The following is a 16,703-nucleotide window of genomic DNA, read 5'->3' as shown; positions in this document are numbered from 1 at the left end:
AAGTACACAACAAACATGCATAATTTCAAAAAAAGAATTTTTATTCCTTCTATCGTGCTTATTTCTTCATTTTATTACGCACAGACGGACACTTTACAATCGAAGAAAATAGAAGATGTGGTCATCCTTGGATCAAGGGGTTCCGGAAGATCTTTGACGGATACTCCTGTTCCGGTGGATATCATTAATATATCTAAAATTTTAAAACAGAGCCCGACGAATAATATCAGCCAGGCTTTAAACTATATCGTACCTTCATTTTCATCCACATCACATACTGTAAATGACGGAACTGATTTTGTGGATCCGGCACTGTTGAGGGGATTAGGACCAGATCAGGTTTTGGTTTTACTCAACGGAAAAAGAAGGTATCAGTCTTCACTGATTAATGTTACCCTTACGCCGGGAAGAGGTTCTGTGGGAACCGACCTTAATGCTATTCCTGCTTTTGCATTGGAAAAAATAGAAGTTTTAAGGGATGGAGCTGCTGCCCAGTATGGTTCTGATGCTATTGCGGGAGTGATAAACCTGGGACTGAAAAAAAGGCTTGGATTTTCCGGACAGGTATTTTTAGGCGGATATGCTTCACCTGTTGCCAATAATTTCTCCGGAGGGGTAGACGGACAGACTGTTTCTGTAGACCTTAATTATGGCGCTAAAGTAGGGAAATCCGGATTTTTTAACATTACAGGTTCTGCGCAATACCGTGATCCTTATTCCAGAGCAGGAGTGAGGGAAGGAGATATTTTCAACGCCTATAATGCCATTAATTACCGGGCATTACAGGATGGAGTGAATATTGACGGCTTGTATAAAAACATTACCAATACTTCCAATACTCAGCAAATCATCAATACCATTAAGCAGTATGCAACTAAGGTTGGATATTTCGCACCTGATTTTCAATCTCAGATTTCCGGGGCAAACAGCATTTCTGAGCTTCAAAAAATATTGGGTAAAGATTTTACCTCTGAGGAGCTTAATTACAGAGGATTGGAGAGAAAAGATTTCAGTTTGAGAGCAGGGCAGTCTAAACTGCAGTCCGGACAGCTCTTCTTCAATTCTGAAATTCCTGTAAATGAGGATTGGAAGGTTTATTCATTTGGTGGCTACAGTTACCGTCTTGGTAATGCAGGAGGATTTTACAGGCTTCCAAATAATGAAAGGAATATCAATGCAGTTACTCCCAACGGATATCTGCCTCAGATTGAAGCCACTGTAAATGATTATTCCCTTGCAGCCGGAATTAAAGGAAAATGGGAGGGCTGGAATGTGGATTTCAGTAATACATTCGGGAAAAATGTTTTCGGTTTTGGTGTTGTCAATACTTTTAATGCATCACTTACAGATAGTTCTCCAAGAACCTTTGATGCCGGAGGATCTGAATTCTCACAAAATACCGTCAACCTTGATTTCTCTAAGAAATATGATGTTCTGAAAGGGTTGAACATTGCGTTTGGTGGTGAATACCGACACGAAAATTATAAAGTAAATGCCGGAAAGGAAAACTCTTATGCTTCTTACGATATCTATGGCAGGGTAGTAACGGCAAAAACCCCTGAAAATGAAAAAGTAACCGATTTTTTTGGAAATGTAAGACCCGCAGGAGCTCAGGTTTTCCCCGGCTTCAGTCCTGAAAATGCAGTTTCCGGAAACAGAAACAGTATTGCAGCTTATGCTGATGCAGAACTGGAAATTACGGACAGATGGTTATTGGAAGGAGCTGTACGGTATGAGAATTATTCAGATTTCGGATCTACATTCAATTATAAGGTGGCAACCAATGTAAAACTGGCTTCCAATCTCAACTGGAGAGGAGCTGTCTCTACGGGGTTCAGAGCACCTTCATTGGCACAAATCTATTACAGTTCTACTTCTACGCTGATTCAGCAGGGGAAGACAACGCAAGTAGGTACTTTCAGAAATAATTCTGAGGCTGCACAGGCATTGGGTATTCCAAAATTAAAGCAGGAAACCTCACAATCCTACAGCACAGGAATTACCTGGAAGATTCCGGCATTAAGCCTTACTTTCACAGCAGATGCTTATTTAATAAAGATTAAAGACAGAGTCGTACTGACCGATCTCTTCTATCGCCCTGATGGTAATTTTACTCCTGGCTCGGATCAGGCCGTTCTACAGGATGCTTTTGATCTTGCCAGAGCCAGCGCTGCCAACTTTTTTGCCAATGCAGTAGATTCTCAGACAAAAGGGTTGGATATCACAATTTCCCAGAACTCAAAAATCTCATCAGGAATTTCCCTGGAGAATAATCTGGGAATCAATTTTAATCAGACTAAAAGAATCGGGGATATCCACGCGTCTCCTAAACTGGTAAGTCAGATCAATAATTATTTCTCAGAACCAAACAGAATCTATTTTGAAGAAGCTGTACCCCGTGTAAAAGCTACATTGGGCAATACGGTAAGAGTTTCCGGCTTTACTTTCGTACTGCGTAATTCTTTCTTTGGTAAAGTGACCGATGCAGATGTTGTGGATGCTAACTTTGATGGTGTAACAGGAAGTACAGAGCATTTCATCCTTAACCGACGCGTGATAACAGATCTATCAGTAGGTTACAATTTTAATAAAAATATTTCAGCAACCGTAGGAAGTAATAATATCTTTAATATATTGCCTTCTAAAAGCCCTGCTATAAGCTCGTTAACGGCTGATAACCAGTTTGTCTATTCCAGACAGGTTTCCCAGTATGGTATAGGCGGAAGGTTCTTATTTGTAAGAATTGAATTCAGCTTCTAATATAAGACTGAAGTTTTGATTAAAAAAAGACAGAGCTTCAATCTCTGTCTTTTTATTTATTTCAGTGAAGAAAATTCAATGAATTCATATTCTGCGGAAGAGGTAAAAAGCTGTCTTAATACCGCCGCATGTCCATTTCCTGCAATCACAAGAATTCTGTCTTCTCCGTTGTGAGGAATGTTTTGAATATTGCGGAACATTCTCAGGTTTCTGCTGTACCAGTAAAGTGCGAGCATATCGGCGCCGTCATATTCTCTTAGTTTAAAGTCACCGCTAAGATAGGCCCCGTATCCGTACTGATGGCTTTCTTTGGAATTCATATAAGTAAAAGTGTCCAGAAGAGATTTGAAATTTTTAGGTTCAGCACTCTTATAGAAGGCCGTAAACTGTTGGGAGATCGGGTCATCACTTCTGAAATCATAATCCTTGCTGAGGTTTTTAAAAAATGCAGAATCAGTTTTCCCAAAATGTTTTTCAAGGTCACCCAGAATAGATTCTGCGTCAATGCTGAACAATTCGTTTATTTTGAGTTCACTGGCTATTCTCATAGCAAGCTGATAACGCTCATCTCTTTTGTCACGGTGTTTGCCTTCGCTGTATTCCTTCAGCTTTTGATTGGCATTCCAGCCCGGCCAGGCCTCAATCGCAATCTTTGTCGGCTTAAATCTTTTGATATATTCTACCAGTTCTGTGACTTCTTTTGCTGTTTTGAGAGAAAGTACATCTACCTGATCTTCTTTATTGGTTTTATGGGCATCCAGATTTGGATAATCAAAATGAAAGGAGCCTACCACCAAAACTTTCGTCTTTGGATTTTTAAAATAATCTGAAGGCTTTTTTTGAGCGAATACTGATGTAGAAAGGCATACAAGAAAAATATAAAAAAAGGTTTTCATGAGTTTATTTTTTTTAAAATTACTGTTACATTATTATTGCGCACGGTTTTTCTCTTCGAAATTCACCGCTCTGTTATTGGATCTGATTTTCTGGTTCCCCAAATTATAGGTAACGCTGAGTGTCATTCTTCGGGCATCCCAATAGTTGTGGAATGACTGTGTATTATCTGTAAAATACATATCACCCTTATATCCGGACTGTTTAAAAATATCACTCACCGAAAGGTTAACCTGGAGTGCTTTTTCCACAAAGCTCATCTTGATTCCGGCGTCAAAACTTGCTCTGTTTCTTACAGCGGTGTATCCGTCACGGGAAGGAAGATTATGCCAGTAGTTGACAAATAGCATGAACGTTTTAGCCTTATTGAGCTGGAATGTATTATTGAGGGAATAATAAAACGACTGTCCGTTTTTAGGAACCAGATTGAACCTTGTAATCTGAGTCTCATTATAACTGAACGAAGTTGAAATATTGCTTTCCCAGATTTTAAAGAAAGTATCTGTGTAATTCAGATTGATACCATAATTATCCTGATTATAGTAATTCTCAAACGTGCTGATGAGGTTAATTCCGGTCAGGAATGTGATCTGATCAAAATTATTTGTTGTTCTCTGATAATAAAGATTGGCCGAAAATTTATTTTTAAACATATAGTTAAGTTCTATATTATGATTAAAAGAAGGCTGCAGGCCCGGATTTCCTGAATAATACGTGTTTGGATTGGAATACCATCGGAACGGATCCAAAGCCCGGAAATAAGGGCGGTTGATTCTTCGGGAATAATTAATGCTGAACTGATTATCCTGATTGGCTTTATAAGAAAGATAGGCCGTAGGGAAGAATTTACCGTAATTATTCTCAGATTTTGCCTGTGTAGAAGGAGAGAAACCGCTGGATTGTGAATATTCATAACGGAGTCCTGCTTTCACAGACCATTTTTCGCCAAAATCTTTACTGGCACTGATATAAGCGGCATAATTTTTTTCATTATAATCAAAAAGATTACTTTTTGCAGGGTCTATGGTGTAATTTCCATTGATAAAATTAAAATATCCGATGTCCGAATTATTGGAAAACTGACTGTATTTTGCTCCGGTTTCCAACTGTATTTTTTTGAAATTTAAAGATAAATCTGTCTGCCCTGAATAGATCTTATAATCTACTGAAGAAAGATTTTTCACGATCTGTGTTGAATTGTTAGCGACATTTCTTGTGGTAAAATTTACCTCTGTATCGGGCAGATTTCCATAATAATTAGCACCTATGCTGAGCTTATGTTCCCCAAATTTCTGATCAAAATATACATTAAGCATCTGTGAAGTAAATGAAGAACGGTGCTCTGAATCTGTGTCTGTTTGCAAAGTAGGAGTGGTACCGGTAAAGTAATTTTGTTTTGAATTGATATCCATATTGGAATGTCCTCCCGAAATATCATATACCAGTCCGATATTGGAATTTTTAGAAAGGGAATAATCAAAACTGGCGTTTAATCCTACTCCGTCATTCATATCCCTTCTTTCATCCCTGCTTACAGAAGAGCTTTGCCCGGTAATTTTATAATTTTCCACTGATCTTTTATCTCCGTCATATCCCTGAAGCTTGATAGATGCTTTCACTTTTTCATTCTGATAGTTCACTCCTGCCACTGTGCTGAATGCTGCATAAGTCTTTTGGGTATAATTCGTGGTCAGGTAGCCGCTCCATCCGGGATTCTGATTTTTTTTAAGAATAATATTGATAATTCCGCTGTTTCCCTGAGCTTCATATTTGGCAGGAGGAGTAGTGATCACTTCAACTTTCAATATGTTTTCCGAACGAAGGTTTCGAAGGTAGTTAATCAGCTCAGATCCGGAAAGATTCAGCATCCGGTCATTAACCATCACAGCAACGCCATTTTTTCCAGCAATGGACAGCAGTCCTTTATTTTCATCAACCTGTAATAAAGGTGTACCAGCCAAAACTTCAGTTCCCGAACTTCCCTGTGAAAGCATAGAATTCTGTACATTGTAAACAAGACGGTCCACTTTACGTTCCACCAGAACTTTTTTACCATTCACTGTAACTGCTTCTATTTTGTTGACATTGGCGGTGTCTTTGGTTTGTGCTGCTGAAAAAGAACAAATCAGGGTGGCTATAAATACAATGTGTTTTTCCATATTATAAAAGACAGATTGAATGATATTTATATTACATTTCTCTGACAAAAGTACCGGAAGAGGTTCTATGAGAAAACAGCATTTAGATGAAGAAGACAATTATTCATGTCAAAAAAGTTTCGTCGGAAAAAAACAGGTTTTTGTCGAAAACAATTAACGAATTATGCCTTTAGAGATTTATATTTGATTATGAATAAAAAGCAAATTATCTGGCTTCAAATTATTTACTGGAGTTTCAATTTCATAGGAACTGTCATTACTCCTAATTTTTTTGTTCCGGAAACTAACCGTCGGGAAGTACACATTCTTAGGGTTACATTTTTTATTGTGAAAATTGTGACATTTTATATATCGTATTTCTTTATTTTTCCAAAAGTTTTTAAACTTGAGAAACTGTATTCGGCAGTTTTTGTTTTTATGCTGACCCTGTTATGTTTTGCCAGTATGAGATACGCTTTGGAAGAAATGATTCTGCCTTCTACTCTTGGCTTCCGGAATTATGATGAAGAAACCGGACTTCTTTACTATTTTTTCGATAATATTTACAACAGCTCTCTGATTACTTTCATTGCCGGTATTCTTTGGATTCTGGAGAAATATGGAGTGGCTGAAAATGATAAAAAGCAGCTTCTGATCGAAAAAAAACAGGCTGAACTTCAGGCTCTGAAAACCCAGATCAATCCTCATTTTATTTTTAATTCTTTAAATAATATCTACTCGCTTGTCTATCAGAAATCGGATAAGGCGCTTCCGGCTATTGAAGAACTGGGGCAGCTGCTGAGGTACAGCACGAAAGACCTTGAAAAAGATTCCATTTCGCTTGATAAAGAAATCGGATATATTGATAGTCTTATTGCGCTGGAGAAACTTAGGATCAGAAATCCCGAACTGTTGAGTATACAAAAAGATATTCAACACCCTCATCTGAAGATCTCACCCATGCTGTTGGTTCCTTTTGTTGAGAATGCCTTTAAACATGGGGATTTTCGTGATAAAGGTTTTGAAATGAAAATCTCAGATCATCATAAAGTTCTGCATTTTTATCTTTTAAATTTTAAAACACAGAAAATGAAAGATACTGTTTCAGGAATAGGAATTCAGAATGTGAAAAAAAGACTGGAAATATTGTATCCTAAACACCAGCTTGAGATCAAAGATTCGGAGACGGAATTTATTGTAGATTTAAAAATTGATTTAAGGGATGAATAAGTTAAAATGCATTATCGTGGATGATGAGCCGCTGGCCATCTCACTTCTTGAACATTATGTGGAAAAAATTCCTTTTCTTGAACTGGTTTTTTCCACAGAAAATCCGATTCACGCCCTTGAATACCTTCAGAAAAATGATTCAGACCTTATCTTTCTGGATATTCAGATGCCTGAGCTTACGGGAATCAATTTTATGAAAATTGTAGGAACCCATCAGAAATATATTTTAACAACAGCCTATTCGGAATATGCATTGGAAGGCTATGAGCATAATGTCGTGGATTACCTTCTGAAACCTGTTTCTTTTGAAAGATTTCAAAAAAGTGTTTTAAAGGCTCAGGAGCGTTTTTCTTTTCCAAAGGAAGAAAATACTCATTTCTATATAAAGTCTTCAGGGCAGAGGCATCGCGTAAGTTTCAATGAAATCCTGTATATTGAAAGCATCAAAGATTATGTTAATATCCGTACAGAAAATGATGAATATATCGTTCTGGATACGCTTAAATCTATGGAAAGCCAGCTTCCTGAAAAATTTGTACGGGTACATAAATCTTTTATTATCAATCTGGATAAAGTGAAAAGTATCGGGGCTAAAAAAGTGATTCTTCCTGATGATGAGATTCCTATTGGAGAAAGCTATAGAGCAGATCTTCTTGATAGAATATCATAATATTCATATGAGAGCTAAACCTTACAGGTTGGAATATTTACCAAAGTTCAGTAAAAGAAATTTTAAGACATTTAAAATAAAAAAGACGGCTTCAACTGAAGCCGTCTTATATTAATTAATCTAACAATTAATCTTATTTTTCCTGTTGTTTGATCAGGTTCAGCGCAGAACCAGCTTTAAACCAATCAATTTGCTGATCGTTGTAAGTATGGTTCGCCATGATGATATCTTTAGTTCCGTCAGTATGAATGAACTCTAAAGTAAGTTGTTTTCCCGGAGCGAACTGATCAAGATCTAAGAAATTAACAACATCATCTTCCAGGATCTTATCATAGTCTGCTTCATTAGCGAAAGTGATTCCAAGCATTCCTTGTTTTTTAAGGTTGGTTTCATGAATTCTCGCGAATGATTTTACCAATACAGCTTTCACTCCTAAATGTCTTGGCTCCATGGCAGCATGCTCTCTTGAAGAACCTTCACCATAATTCTGGTCTCCTACAACGATTGTTGGAATACCAGCCGCTTTATAAGCTCTTTGTACAGCCGGAACTTCACCGTATTCACCGGTTAATTCACTTTTAACTTTATTGGTCTCCATGTTGTAAGCATTCACTGCTCCAATCAACATGTTGTTTGAAATATTATCCAGGTGACCTCTGTATTTCAGCCATGGTCCAGCCATAGAAATGTGGTCGGTAGTACATTTTCCGAAAGCTTTGATCAATACTCTTGCTCCTGTAATGTTTTTACCGTCCCATGCCGGAAATTCTTCCAATAACTGAAGTCTGTCTGAAGTTGGGCTTACATTCACAACAACTTTAGAACCGTCCTCTGATGGAGCCTGGTATCCGTTGTCGTCTACAGCAAATCCTTTTGAAGGAAGTTCGAAACCTTTAGGCTCGTTAAGTTTTACCTGTTCACCTGCTTCGTTAGTTAATGTATCCGTAATCGGGTTGAAATCCAATCTTCCTGAGATCGCTACAGCAGCTACCATTTCAGGAGAAGCTACAAATGCATGGGTATTTGGGTTACCGTCAGCTCTTTTCGCAAAGTTTCTGTTGAAAGAGTGGATAATAGAGTTTTTCTCTCCTTTTTCCGCACCTTCTCTGTCCCATTGTCCGATACATGGTCCACAGGCATTGGTAAAGATTCTTGCGTTTTCAAATTTTCTGAAAGAATCCAGGAATCCGTCTCTTTCTGCTGTGAATTTTACCTGTTCAGAACCTGGATTGATTCCCAGGATAGCTTTAGGTTTAACGCCTTTTGATACTGCATCTTCTACAATGGAAGCCGCTCTTGATAAATCTTCATAAGAAGAGTTGGTACAAGAACCGATAAGCGCCCATTCCACTTCTAATGGCCATCCGTTAGCTTCAGCTTTAGCTCTGAATTCAGCAACAGGAGTTGCTAAGTCCGGAGTGAAAGGTCCGTTTAAGTGAGGTGTCAATTCAGAAAGGTTGATTTCTATTAATTGATCGAAATATTGTTCAGGGTTAGCATATACTTCAGCATCCCCCGTTAAGTGTTCAGCAATTTTATCAGCGGCATCTACTACGTCCTGTCTTCCTGTAGCGGAAAGATATCTTCTCATAGAATCATCATATCCGAAAGTAGAAGTGGTAGCCCCGATTTCAGCACCCATGTTACAGATCGTACCTTTACCGGTTGCGGAAAGAGATTCTGCACCTTCACCGAAATATTCCACGATACATCCTGTACCTCCTTTTACGGTAAGAATTCCGGCAACTTTTAAGATCACATCTTTTGCAGAAGTCCATCCGTTCATTTTACCGGTTAATTTTACTCCGATAAGTTTAGGCATTTTAAGTTCCCAGGCCATTCCTGCCATTACGTCTACCGCATCAGCACCTCCTACACCAATAGCAACCATTCCCAGTCCGCCGGCGTTTACCGTATGCGAGTCGGTACCAATCATCATTCCTCCGGGAAATGCATAGTTTTCCAGGACAACCTGGTGAATAATACCTGCTCCCGGTTTCCAGAATCCGATTCCGTATTTATCACATACAGAGCTTAAGAAGTTGAATACCTCGGAGTTTTTGTTGATCCCTTCCTGTAAGTCTTTATCAGCACCTACTTTAGCCTGGATAAGGTGATCTGCGTGCGCAGTAGAAGGAACAGCCACTTTAGCTTTTCCTGCCTGCATAAACTGTAAAAGTGCCATCTGTGCGGTAGCATCCTGCATCGCTACTCTGTCCGGTGCAAAGTCCACATAAGAGTTCCCTCGTTCGTACGCTTGTGTAGCATTTCCTTCCCAAAGGTGGGTGTAAAGGATTTTTTCTGAAAGGGTAAGAGGTTTTCCCACAATTTGTCTTGCTGCTGCAATTCTTTCAGGGTAACGTTCGTACACCTTTTTGATCATATCAATATCAAAAGTCATATCGTATTTTAGTTTTGTTCTTATTCTTTTAATGCTTCTTTCTCAGATGTTGAAAAAGAAAAATCATTTATCTATGCATCAAAAAACGTTCCTATAATCTATCAACAGGACATTTTTGATTCTGAAATCAATAGATTTTATAACTTTCAATTTAAGAAAAATTAGAATTTATTTTCCGGCTTTTATCGAAAAAAAAACGTAATTATCTTAAAATAGAAACGTTCTAAACAAAAAATTGGAAGATTTTAAATCCTTAAGGACTAAAATCTTCCAATAATATAGTTATTCAATAGTCTTGCGACTTATTATCAATCTCTTAGTGAGCGCTTGTACTTGTTAATTCTTTAATAGAAGGAACAAAAGTAGTAAGGTCAATTCCCTCAACAGCAGTTTTATACTCATCAATGCTTGGGATTCTTCCGATAATTGCAGAAAGAACAACAACCGGAGTTGAAGCAAGCAGGGATTCTCCTTTTTTACGTTCAGAATCTTCAACTACTCTTCCCTGGAAAAGACGGGTAGAAGTTGCTAAAACAGTATCTCCTTTCGCTGCTTTTTCCTGGTTACCCATACAAAGGTTACATCCCGGGCGCTCAAGGTACATTACGTTTTTGTACTCTGTACGTGCTTCTCCTTTTGGAGCGTTGTCATCAAATTCAAAACCGGAATATTTTTCCAGTAATTCCCAGTCACCTTCAGCTTTTAATTCATCAATGATGTTATAAGTAGGAGCTGCCACTACAAGCGGAGCATTGAATTCTACTTTTCCTTGTTGCTTTTCAAGGTTTCTCAACATCTGGGAAACGATCTTAAGGTCTCCTTTGTGGACCATACAGGATCCTACGAAACCAAGGTCTACTTTTTTCTCACCTCCATAGTAAGAAAGGTCTCTGATGGTATCGTGAGTATATCTTTTAGATACATCGTCATTGTTTACATCCGGGTCAGCAATCATTGGTTCAACAATTACATCAAGGTCTACAACAACTTCAGCATAATATTTAGCGTTTGCATCAGGAGTTAAAGCAGGTTTTTCACCTGATCTGATTTCTGCAATTCTCTTATTGGCTTTGTCAATTAATCCCTGAAGAACTTTATTGTGATTATCCATTCCCTTGTCGATCATGATCTGGATTCTGCCTTTTGCAATTTCCAGTGATTCGATCAGAGTGCTATCCTCAGAAATGTTGATAGAAGCTTTTGCCTTCATTTCGGCAGTCCAGTCTGTAAAGGTAAATGCCTGGTCAGCAGGAAGTGTTCCGATATGAACCTCAATGATTCTACCCTGGAATACGTTTTCTCCTCCAAACTGCTTTAACATCTGAGCCTGCGTTGCATGAACCACATCACGGAAATCCATGTGAGGCTTCATTTCACCTTTGAAAGTTACTTTTACAGATTCAGGGATCGGCATAGATGCTTCACCGGTAGCCAATGCAAGAGCTACAGTTCCTGAGTCAGCTCCAAAAGCAACTCCTTTAGACATTCTGGTGTGAGAGTCACCACCAATAATGATAGCCCACTCGTCTACAGTGATATCGTTAAGAACTTTGTGGATAACGTCAGTCATGGCGTGGTATTCACCTTTCGGGTCACGGGCTGTAATCAGTCCGAACTCGTTCATGAATTTCATCAGCTTAGGAATGTTAGCCTGAGCTTTTTTATCCCAAACAGAAGCCGTGTGGCATCCGGACTGGTAAGCACCATCTACGATTGGAGAAATCACAGTTGCTGCCATTGATTCTAATTCCTGAGCGGTCATCAAACCTGTTGTATCCTGAGATCCAACAATATTAACCTGTACACGAACGTCAGAACCGGCATGTAATACTTTTCCCGGAGTAGTTCCAACAGCATTTCTGTTGAAAATCTTCTCTACAGCCGTAAGTCCTTGTCCTTCATGAGAGATTTCTTTTGACGGAGCAAAAACTGTTGGCGCTTCAATACCTAAAACCTGAGCAGCAAATGTCTGTAGTTTTTTACCAAATACGACCGCGTAAGATCCTCCTGCTCTGATGAATTCCATCTTTTGCGGAGTGAAAGATTTGGTAAGGTCGATCAGTTCTTTATCGCCGTTATATAATTTCTTTTCTTTTGTATTAATCGTTAAAACAGTTCCTGTTGCTACTGAGTAAGCTTCTTCAAGAACAATGTCACCGTTTTCATTACGAACCGGGTTTCCGTTCTCATCTACTTTCTTTACCCAGTTTTTAAGGTCAATACCAATACCTCCGGTAACGTCTACTGTGGTAAGGAAGATCGGAGAAATACCGTTTGTTCCTCCTACAATAGGAGCAATGTTGACGAATGGTACGTATGGGCTTGCCTGTTTTCCTGTCCAAAGAGCCACGTTGTTTACTCCGGACATTCTGGATGATCCAACACCCATTGTTCCTTTTTCAGCGATCAGCATAACGCTTGCATCAGGATGCTTTGCCTGTAAAGCTTTGATCTCTTCCTGAGCTTCAGGAGTGATCATACATTTTCCATGAAGTTCACGGTCTGATCTTGAGTGAGCCTGGTTACCCGGAGAAAGTAAATCTGTAGAAATATCTCCTTCACCAGCAATATAAGTAACTACTTTAATTTCTTCAGCAACTTCAGGAAGTTTAGTGAAGAATTCGGCTTTTGCGTAGCTTTCAAGGATTTCTTTTGCAATTTCGTTACCGCTGTTGAATGCTTCTTTCAAACGGTTCGTATCTGCTTCATAAAGGAAAACCTGAGTTTTAAGAACGTTGGCAGCTTCTTTAGCAATAGCTGCATTGTTGTCTAAAGCAAGGTCCAGCAGAACCTCAATAGAAGGTCCGCCTTTCATATGAGATAATAATTCAAAGGCAAATGCCGGGGAAATTTCTTCTACTACGGATTCACCCAGAATAATTTCTTTTAAAAATTTTGCTTTTACTCCCGCTGCACTCGTAGTTCCGGGTAGTGTGTTATAAATGAAAAATTTAAGAGAGTCCGGTCGGTCAGCATTATCTGAATCTTTAATTTGTGCAATGATTTCGCTTAGTAATTCAGCACCATCAATTGGCTTTGGATGAAGCCCCTGGGTTTTTCTTTCTTCAATCTCTTTGATGTAATCCTTATAAATACTCATAATAGAAGGTCTTTCAAAATTAAAGCTAGGTCAGCTTTTTCTTTACCGGTGTGTATAAATACAATTAATGACATTTTGAGTTCTCGCATTTTGATGCAACATTAACCGAATAAAGTCAGCATAATCCACACTTTTTCAAAAGTTTTTTAAAATTATCAAACATTTCAAAATGTTCCCAAAATTACGAAATTTTACAATTTTATAAGAACGAAATTATTTAGATTCTTTATAAATATGAATTTTATAATATCTATTTTTGGTCGTATTTTTGTAATCAAATGGAGAATATGAAAAATATCCTGAATGTTTTATGTGTTTTTATTTCGATTTTCATTTTCTCGCAGACCAAATCTGTGAAGAAAATTCCTGTGAAAAAAGGAACAAGAACCACGGTTAAAAAAGCAGCTTCAGCCAGCAAACCTAATGCTGATCTGGTAGTGATCAATAAAGATCTTCCTGTTTTGATTCCTAAAAAAAAAGGAGATCAGTTCGGGTATGTCAATCAGAACGGGAAATTTATTATCCAGCCGGAATATCATATTGCCGTATTTTTTTATGAAGACTGTAATCTTCTGAATTCACCCAATGAAAAAGTGAGAAAATTTGGAACAAAAGACTATGCTACGGTGGAGAAAAATATGATTTCTTACCGCATAGATCAGTCTGGTAAGAGAGTCTATCAGTTTAAAGATACCGATTTTGGAAAATGTAAGTTTGAAGAATATAAACAACAGCTATTCCAGGCGTATATCCTCAATGGCTTTTATGGAATCATTGAAAAATCAAAATTTGTAAATGCGGCCGACTACAGACAGTATCAGATCTATCCACAATATCAGTATCTTTTTATTCTTGAGGGTGATGATGTTGCGAATCCGATGATTGTTGCCTCCAATAATGACAAATTCGGAATTATTGATGTTAACAATAAAGTGATTATTCCGTTTGAATATTCCAATATTAAAAGAAATTTCAGCTGGAAACTGGGTAAAATGTTTGAAGTGACAAAAGACGGTTCGAATTACTACTATATCGATGCCAACAACAAAACCTACTAAAGAGTTATAAATGATGAATGATTACTATAAGTTATTCATCGATAACTCTTATTTTTTCATTCTGTTTTTTCTTATCCTGTATCCCAATATCCCGCGCCCCGAAACCCGAATTCCAATTCATATATTTTTTGTAATTTTGCCACTGAAATAAAGGGGTGCTTTAACAGGCTGAGATTATACCCAATGAACCTGGAACAGGTAATGCTGTTTAGGGAATTGAAAATGTACCAATGAAACAGTATAACAATATACCAATTGCTAGACTGTTAAATTAATAAAATTGTTACATTATTGCTCAACCCCTTTTATTCATTAAATGTTAAAGATTTATAGAATGAAAGGATTATTTTTTTTAGGACTTACCGTAGGAGCTGCGGCTTTTATACAGGCTCAGAGTAAAGATTCCCTAAAGGTGAGGGAAATTGAAGCAGTCAACTTTACCAAAAGGCTTCCGGTAGCAAAGGAAATCGTCAATGTACAGAAAGATCTGGACAGTAAGAATCTAGGACAGGATCTTCCTATTCTTTTGAAAAACCAAACTTCCATTATTTCGACGTCAGATGCCGGAAACGGGGTAGGATATACGGGTTTCCGAATTCGTGGTGTTTCGGGAAGTGCCATCAATGTGATGATGAATGGTGTTCCATACAACGACTCTGAAAGCCAGGGAACTTTTTTTGTCAATGTTCCGGATTTGACAAGTTCTGCCTCACAGATTGTCATTCAGAGGGGAGTAGGAACTTCCAATAACGGGGTTTCTGCCTTCGGAGCAAGTATTAACGTACTTTCCAAGGATCCTGAAGAGAAATTTTATTTTAAAACGGATGATAGCTACGGTTCATTTAATACTTACAAATATTCAGCAGAAATAGGTTCCGGGAAATTCTGGAAAAACCGACTTTCCGTGATGGGAAGATATACCCATATTCATTCTGACGGATACATCGACAGAGCTTCATCCAGCTTACATTCTTATAATTTCACTGCTTTATTTGAGGAAGGAAATACGAAATTACGTTTAATGGCTTTTGGCGGAAAAGAGAAAACCTATCAGGCATGGAATGGGATTGATCGTAAAACCTGGGAGACTGATCCCAAATTCAATATTTCAGGGGCCATTTACGATGCCAGTTGGGAGAATATTGTAAGTTTCTATGATAATGAAACGGATAACTACAGACAGAATCATTATCAGTTGCTGTGGGAACAAAAATTCAACGACCGCTGGAATCTGGAAACCACGTTCCACTATACAAAAGGAAAAGGATATTATGAAAACTACAAGCAGGGAGATCCGTTTTCAAGATACAACCTTCCCAATATAACAGAAGGAGGACAAACAATAAAAGCTTCAGACTTTATCAGAAAAAAATGGCTGAACAACGATTTCTACGGAATGGTTTCTACATTGTACGGAAAGTTTGAAAATTTAGATCTGAACTTCGGTGCTGTGGTCAATCAGTATTACGGAAGACACTATGGAAATGTAACAGGAGTATTTTTTCCTCAGATTGATGAAAGTGAATACTACAGAAACCGCTCTGTAAAGAATGAGGTGTCTGGTTTTGCAAAAGCTTTATTAAGATTGAATAATTTTGAATTCTTTGGTGACTTGCAGCTCAGAAAAATAAATTACAACACAAAGATTCTGGCGGCTGGTGATGGTGAAGGGGCAGATTTAAGTAAAAACTGGCTGTTTTTTAATCCAAAAGCCGGAGTGAATTACAGAATTGACGGAGGTAAAATATTCCTTTCTTACGCCCACGCCCATCGTGAACCCAACAGAGATGACCTGATGGCCAATAATGATGTAAAAGCAGAAAAGCTTCACGATATTGAAGCCGGTTTTGAAAAACAGTTCGGAATCGTTTCTTTTACTGCTAATGTGTATTATATGTATTATGTGAACCAATTGGTTCTGAACGGAGAACTGAATAACGTAGGAGCATTTATCAGAACAAACTCAGGGAAGAGCTACAGAAGAGGTATTGAGGTTGGTGCTTTGGCAAAATTATCCAAACAATGGGAGGTTTCAGGAAATGTAACATTAAGCCAGAACAGAAACCAGGATTTTAATATTCAGAATGGTGATGTTCCTAAAAGCCTTGGAAATACCCAGATTTCATTTTCTCCAAATGTTATAGCCAATTTAGGTTTGAAATTCAATCCTACAAAAAATTTCCAGTTTGCTTTAATGAATCAGTATGTTGGAAAACAATATCTGGACAATACCGAAGATGCCAATCTGCAGCTTAAAGATTATTTCCTTACAGATTTCAATGCTCAGTACCAGTTTAAAATTGCCAATAATGAAATTGCATTGAAGTTGTTGGTGAATAACCTGTTCAATAAAAAATATGTTAATAACGGATCTGTTTATGATGGGCAGCCTTATTATTTTTCACAGGCAGGAACGAACTTTATGTTTGGAGTAAGCTGGAAAATTCAGTAA

Annotated in this window: 10 protein-coding genes and 1 riboswitch; of the genes, 6 read left to right on the top strand and 4 right to left on the bottom strand. The window is 37.9% G+C overall.

All coding sequences use genetic code 11. The features are described from left to right. Positions 1 to 15 precede the first annotated feature (15 nt). Positions 16 to 2,760 carry a TonB-dependent receptor plug domain-containing protein gene (locus FFS26_RS08130; RefSeq protein ID WP_228449411.1) on the top strand — a complete coding sequence of 915 codons (2,745 nt, stop codon included), beginning with the start codon at positions 16 to 18 and terminating at the stop codon, positions 2,758 to 2,760. Positions 2,761 to 2,816: 56 nt separating this feature from the next. Here the strand turns inward: FFS26_RS08130 and FFS26_RS08125 are convergent, their stop codons facing one another. Together FFS26_RS08125 and FFS26_RS08120 are read right to left on the bottom strand one after the other, a co-directional pair. Then, entirely contained in the window at positions 2,817 to 3,656 is an 840-nt protein-coding gene (locus FFS26_RS08125; protein ID WP_137904779.1) for a DUF5694 domain-containing protein, read from the bottom strand. 33 nt (positions 3,657 to 3,689) lie between these two features. Beyond that, on the bottom strand, positions 3,690 to 5,813 hold the full coding sequence (locus FFS26_RS08120) for a TonB-dependent receptor domain-containing protein (protein ID WP_137904778.1): 2,124 nt from the start codon (positions 5,811 to 5,813) through the stop codon (positions 3,690 to 3,692). Positions 5,814 to 5,832: 19 nt separating this feature from the next. Between FFS26_RS08120 and FFS26_RS22445 the strand changes: the two genes are divergently transcribed. The 3 genes from FFS26_RS22445 (at position 5,833) to FFS26_RS08110 (ending at position 7,692) form a co-directional block, all read left to right on the top strand. Then, positions 5,833 to 5,970 carry a hypothetical protein gene (locus FFS26_RS22445; protein WP_171006265.1) on the top strand — a complete coding sequence of 46 codons (138 nt, stop codon included), beginning with the start codon at positions 5,833 to 5,835 and terminating at the stop codon, positions 5,968 to 5,970. 260 nt (positions 5,971 to 6,230) lie between these two features. Continuing rightward, entirely contained in the window at positions 6,231 to 7,022 is a 792-nt protein-coding gene (locus FFS26_RS08115) for a sensor histidine kinase (protein WP_228449410.1), read from the top strand. After that, positions 7,015 to 7,692 carry a LytR/AlgR family response regulator transcription factor gene (locus tag FFS26_RS08110; RefSeq protein ID WP_110009888.1) on the top strand — a complete coding sequence of 226 codons (678 nt, stop codon included), beginning with the start codon at positions 7,015 to 7,017 and terminating at the stop codon, positions 7,690 to 7,692. The genes FFS26_RS08115 and FFS26_RS08110 overlap by 8 nt, the downstream gene beginning before the upstream one ends. Positions 7,693 to 7,825: 133 nt before the next feature. Here the strand turns inward: FFS26_RS08110 and FFS26_RS08105 are convergent, their stop codons facing one another. Both FFS26_RS08105 and FFS26_RS08100 read right to left on the bottom strand, forming a co-directional pair. Further along, entirely contained in the window at positions 7,826 to 10,093 is a 2,268-nt protein-coding gene (locus FFS26_RS08105) for an aconitate hydratase (RefSeq protein ID WP_110009967.1), read from the bottom strand. A 316-nt stretch (positions 10,094 to 10,409) separates the two neighbouring features. Then, positions 10,410 to 13,193 carry a bifunctional aconitate hydratase 2/2-methylisocitrate dehydratase gene (locus FFS26_RS08100; protein ID WP_137904776.1) on the bottom strand — a complete coding sequence of 928 codons (2,784 nt, stop codon included), beginning with the start codon at positions 13,191 to 13,193 and terminating at the stop codon, positions 10,410 to 10,412. 287 nt (positions 13,194 to 13,480) lie between these two features. On the opposite strand from FFS26_RS08100, the gene FFS26_RS08095 reads away from it, so the two are divergent. Together FFS26_RS08095 and FFS26_RS08090 are read left to right on the top strand one after the other, a co-directional pair. Beyond that, positions 13,481 to 14,251, top strand: coding sequence for a WG repeat-containing protein (locus FFS26_RS08095; protein WP_228449409.1), 771 nt, complete (start codon positions 13,481 to 13,483; stop codon positions 14,249 to 14,251). Between the two features lie 141 nt (positions 14,252 to 14,392). Further along, positions 14,393 to 14,484: riboswitch (TPP riboswitch) on the top strand. A gap of 101 nt (positions 14,485 to 14,585) precedes the next feature. Beyond that, positions 14,586 to 16,703, top strand: a complete 2,118-nt coding sequence (locus FFS26_RS08090) for a TonB-dependent receptor (RefSeq protein ID WP_137904774.1) — start codon at positions 14,586 to 14,588, stop codon at positions 16,701 to 16,703.

The organism is Chryseobacterium sp. 2VB (genome assembly GCF_005503635.1).
Taxonomy (GTDB): Bacteria; Bacteroidota; Bacteroidia; order Flavobacteriales; family Weeksellaceae; genus Chryseobacterium; species Chryseobacterium cupriresistens.
Note: the sequence above shows the minus strand (reverse complement) of the source record. Positions and strands in the feature narration are given on the sequence as shown.

What these genes read in the sequence shown, in the direction of transcription:
- FFS26_RS08125 (WP_137904779.1), bottom strand. Translation starts at nt 3,656, where the DNA reads ATGAAAACCTTTTTTTATATTTTTCTTGTATGCCTTTCTACATCAGTA.
- FFS26_RS22445 (WP_171006265.1), top strand. Translation starts at nt 5,833, where the DNA reads ATGATATTTATATTACATTTCTCTGACAAAAGTACCGGAAGAGGTTCT.
- FFS26_RS08105 (WP_110009967.1), bottom strand. Translation starts at nt 10,093, where the DNA reads ATGACTTTTGATATTGATATGATCAAAAAGGTGTACGAACGTTACCCT.
- FFS26_RS08090 (WP_137904774.1), top strand. Translation starts at nt 14,586, where the DNA reads ATGAAAGGATTATTTTTTTTAGGACTTACCGTAGGAGCTGCGGCTTTT.
- FFS26_RS08120 (WP_137904778.1), bottom strand. Translation starts at nt 5,813, where the DNA reads ATGGAAAAACACATTGTATTTATAGCCACCCTGATTTGTTCTTTTTCA.
- FFS26_RS08110 (WP_110009888.1), top strand. Translation starts at nt 7,015, where the DNA reads ATGAATAAGTTAAAATGCATTATCGTGGATGATGAGCCGCTGGCCATC.
- FFS26_RS08115 (WP_228449410.1), top strand. Translation starts at nt 6,231, where the DNA reads ATGCTGACCCTGTTATGTTTTGCCAGTATGAGATACGCTTTGGAAGAA.
- FFS26_RS08100 (WP_137904776.1), bottom strand. Translation starts at nt 13,193, where the DNA reads ATGAGTATTTATAAGGATTACATCAAAGAGATTGAAGAAAGAAAAACC.
- FFS26_RS08130 (WP_228449411.1), top strand. Translation starts at nt 16, where the DNA reads ATGCATAATTTCAAAAAAAGAATTTTTATTCCTTCTATCGTGCTTATT.
- FFS26_RS08095 (WP_228449409.1), top strand. Translation starts at nt 13,481, where the DNA reads ATGAAAAATATCCTGAATGTTTTATGTGTTTTTATTTCGATTTTCATT.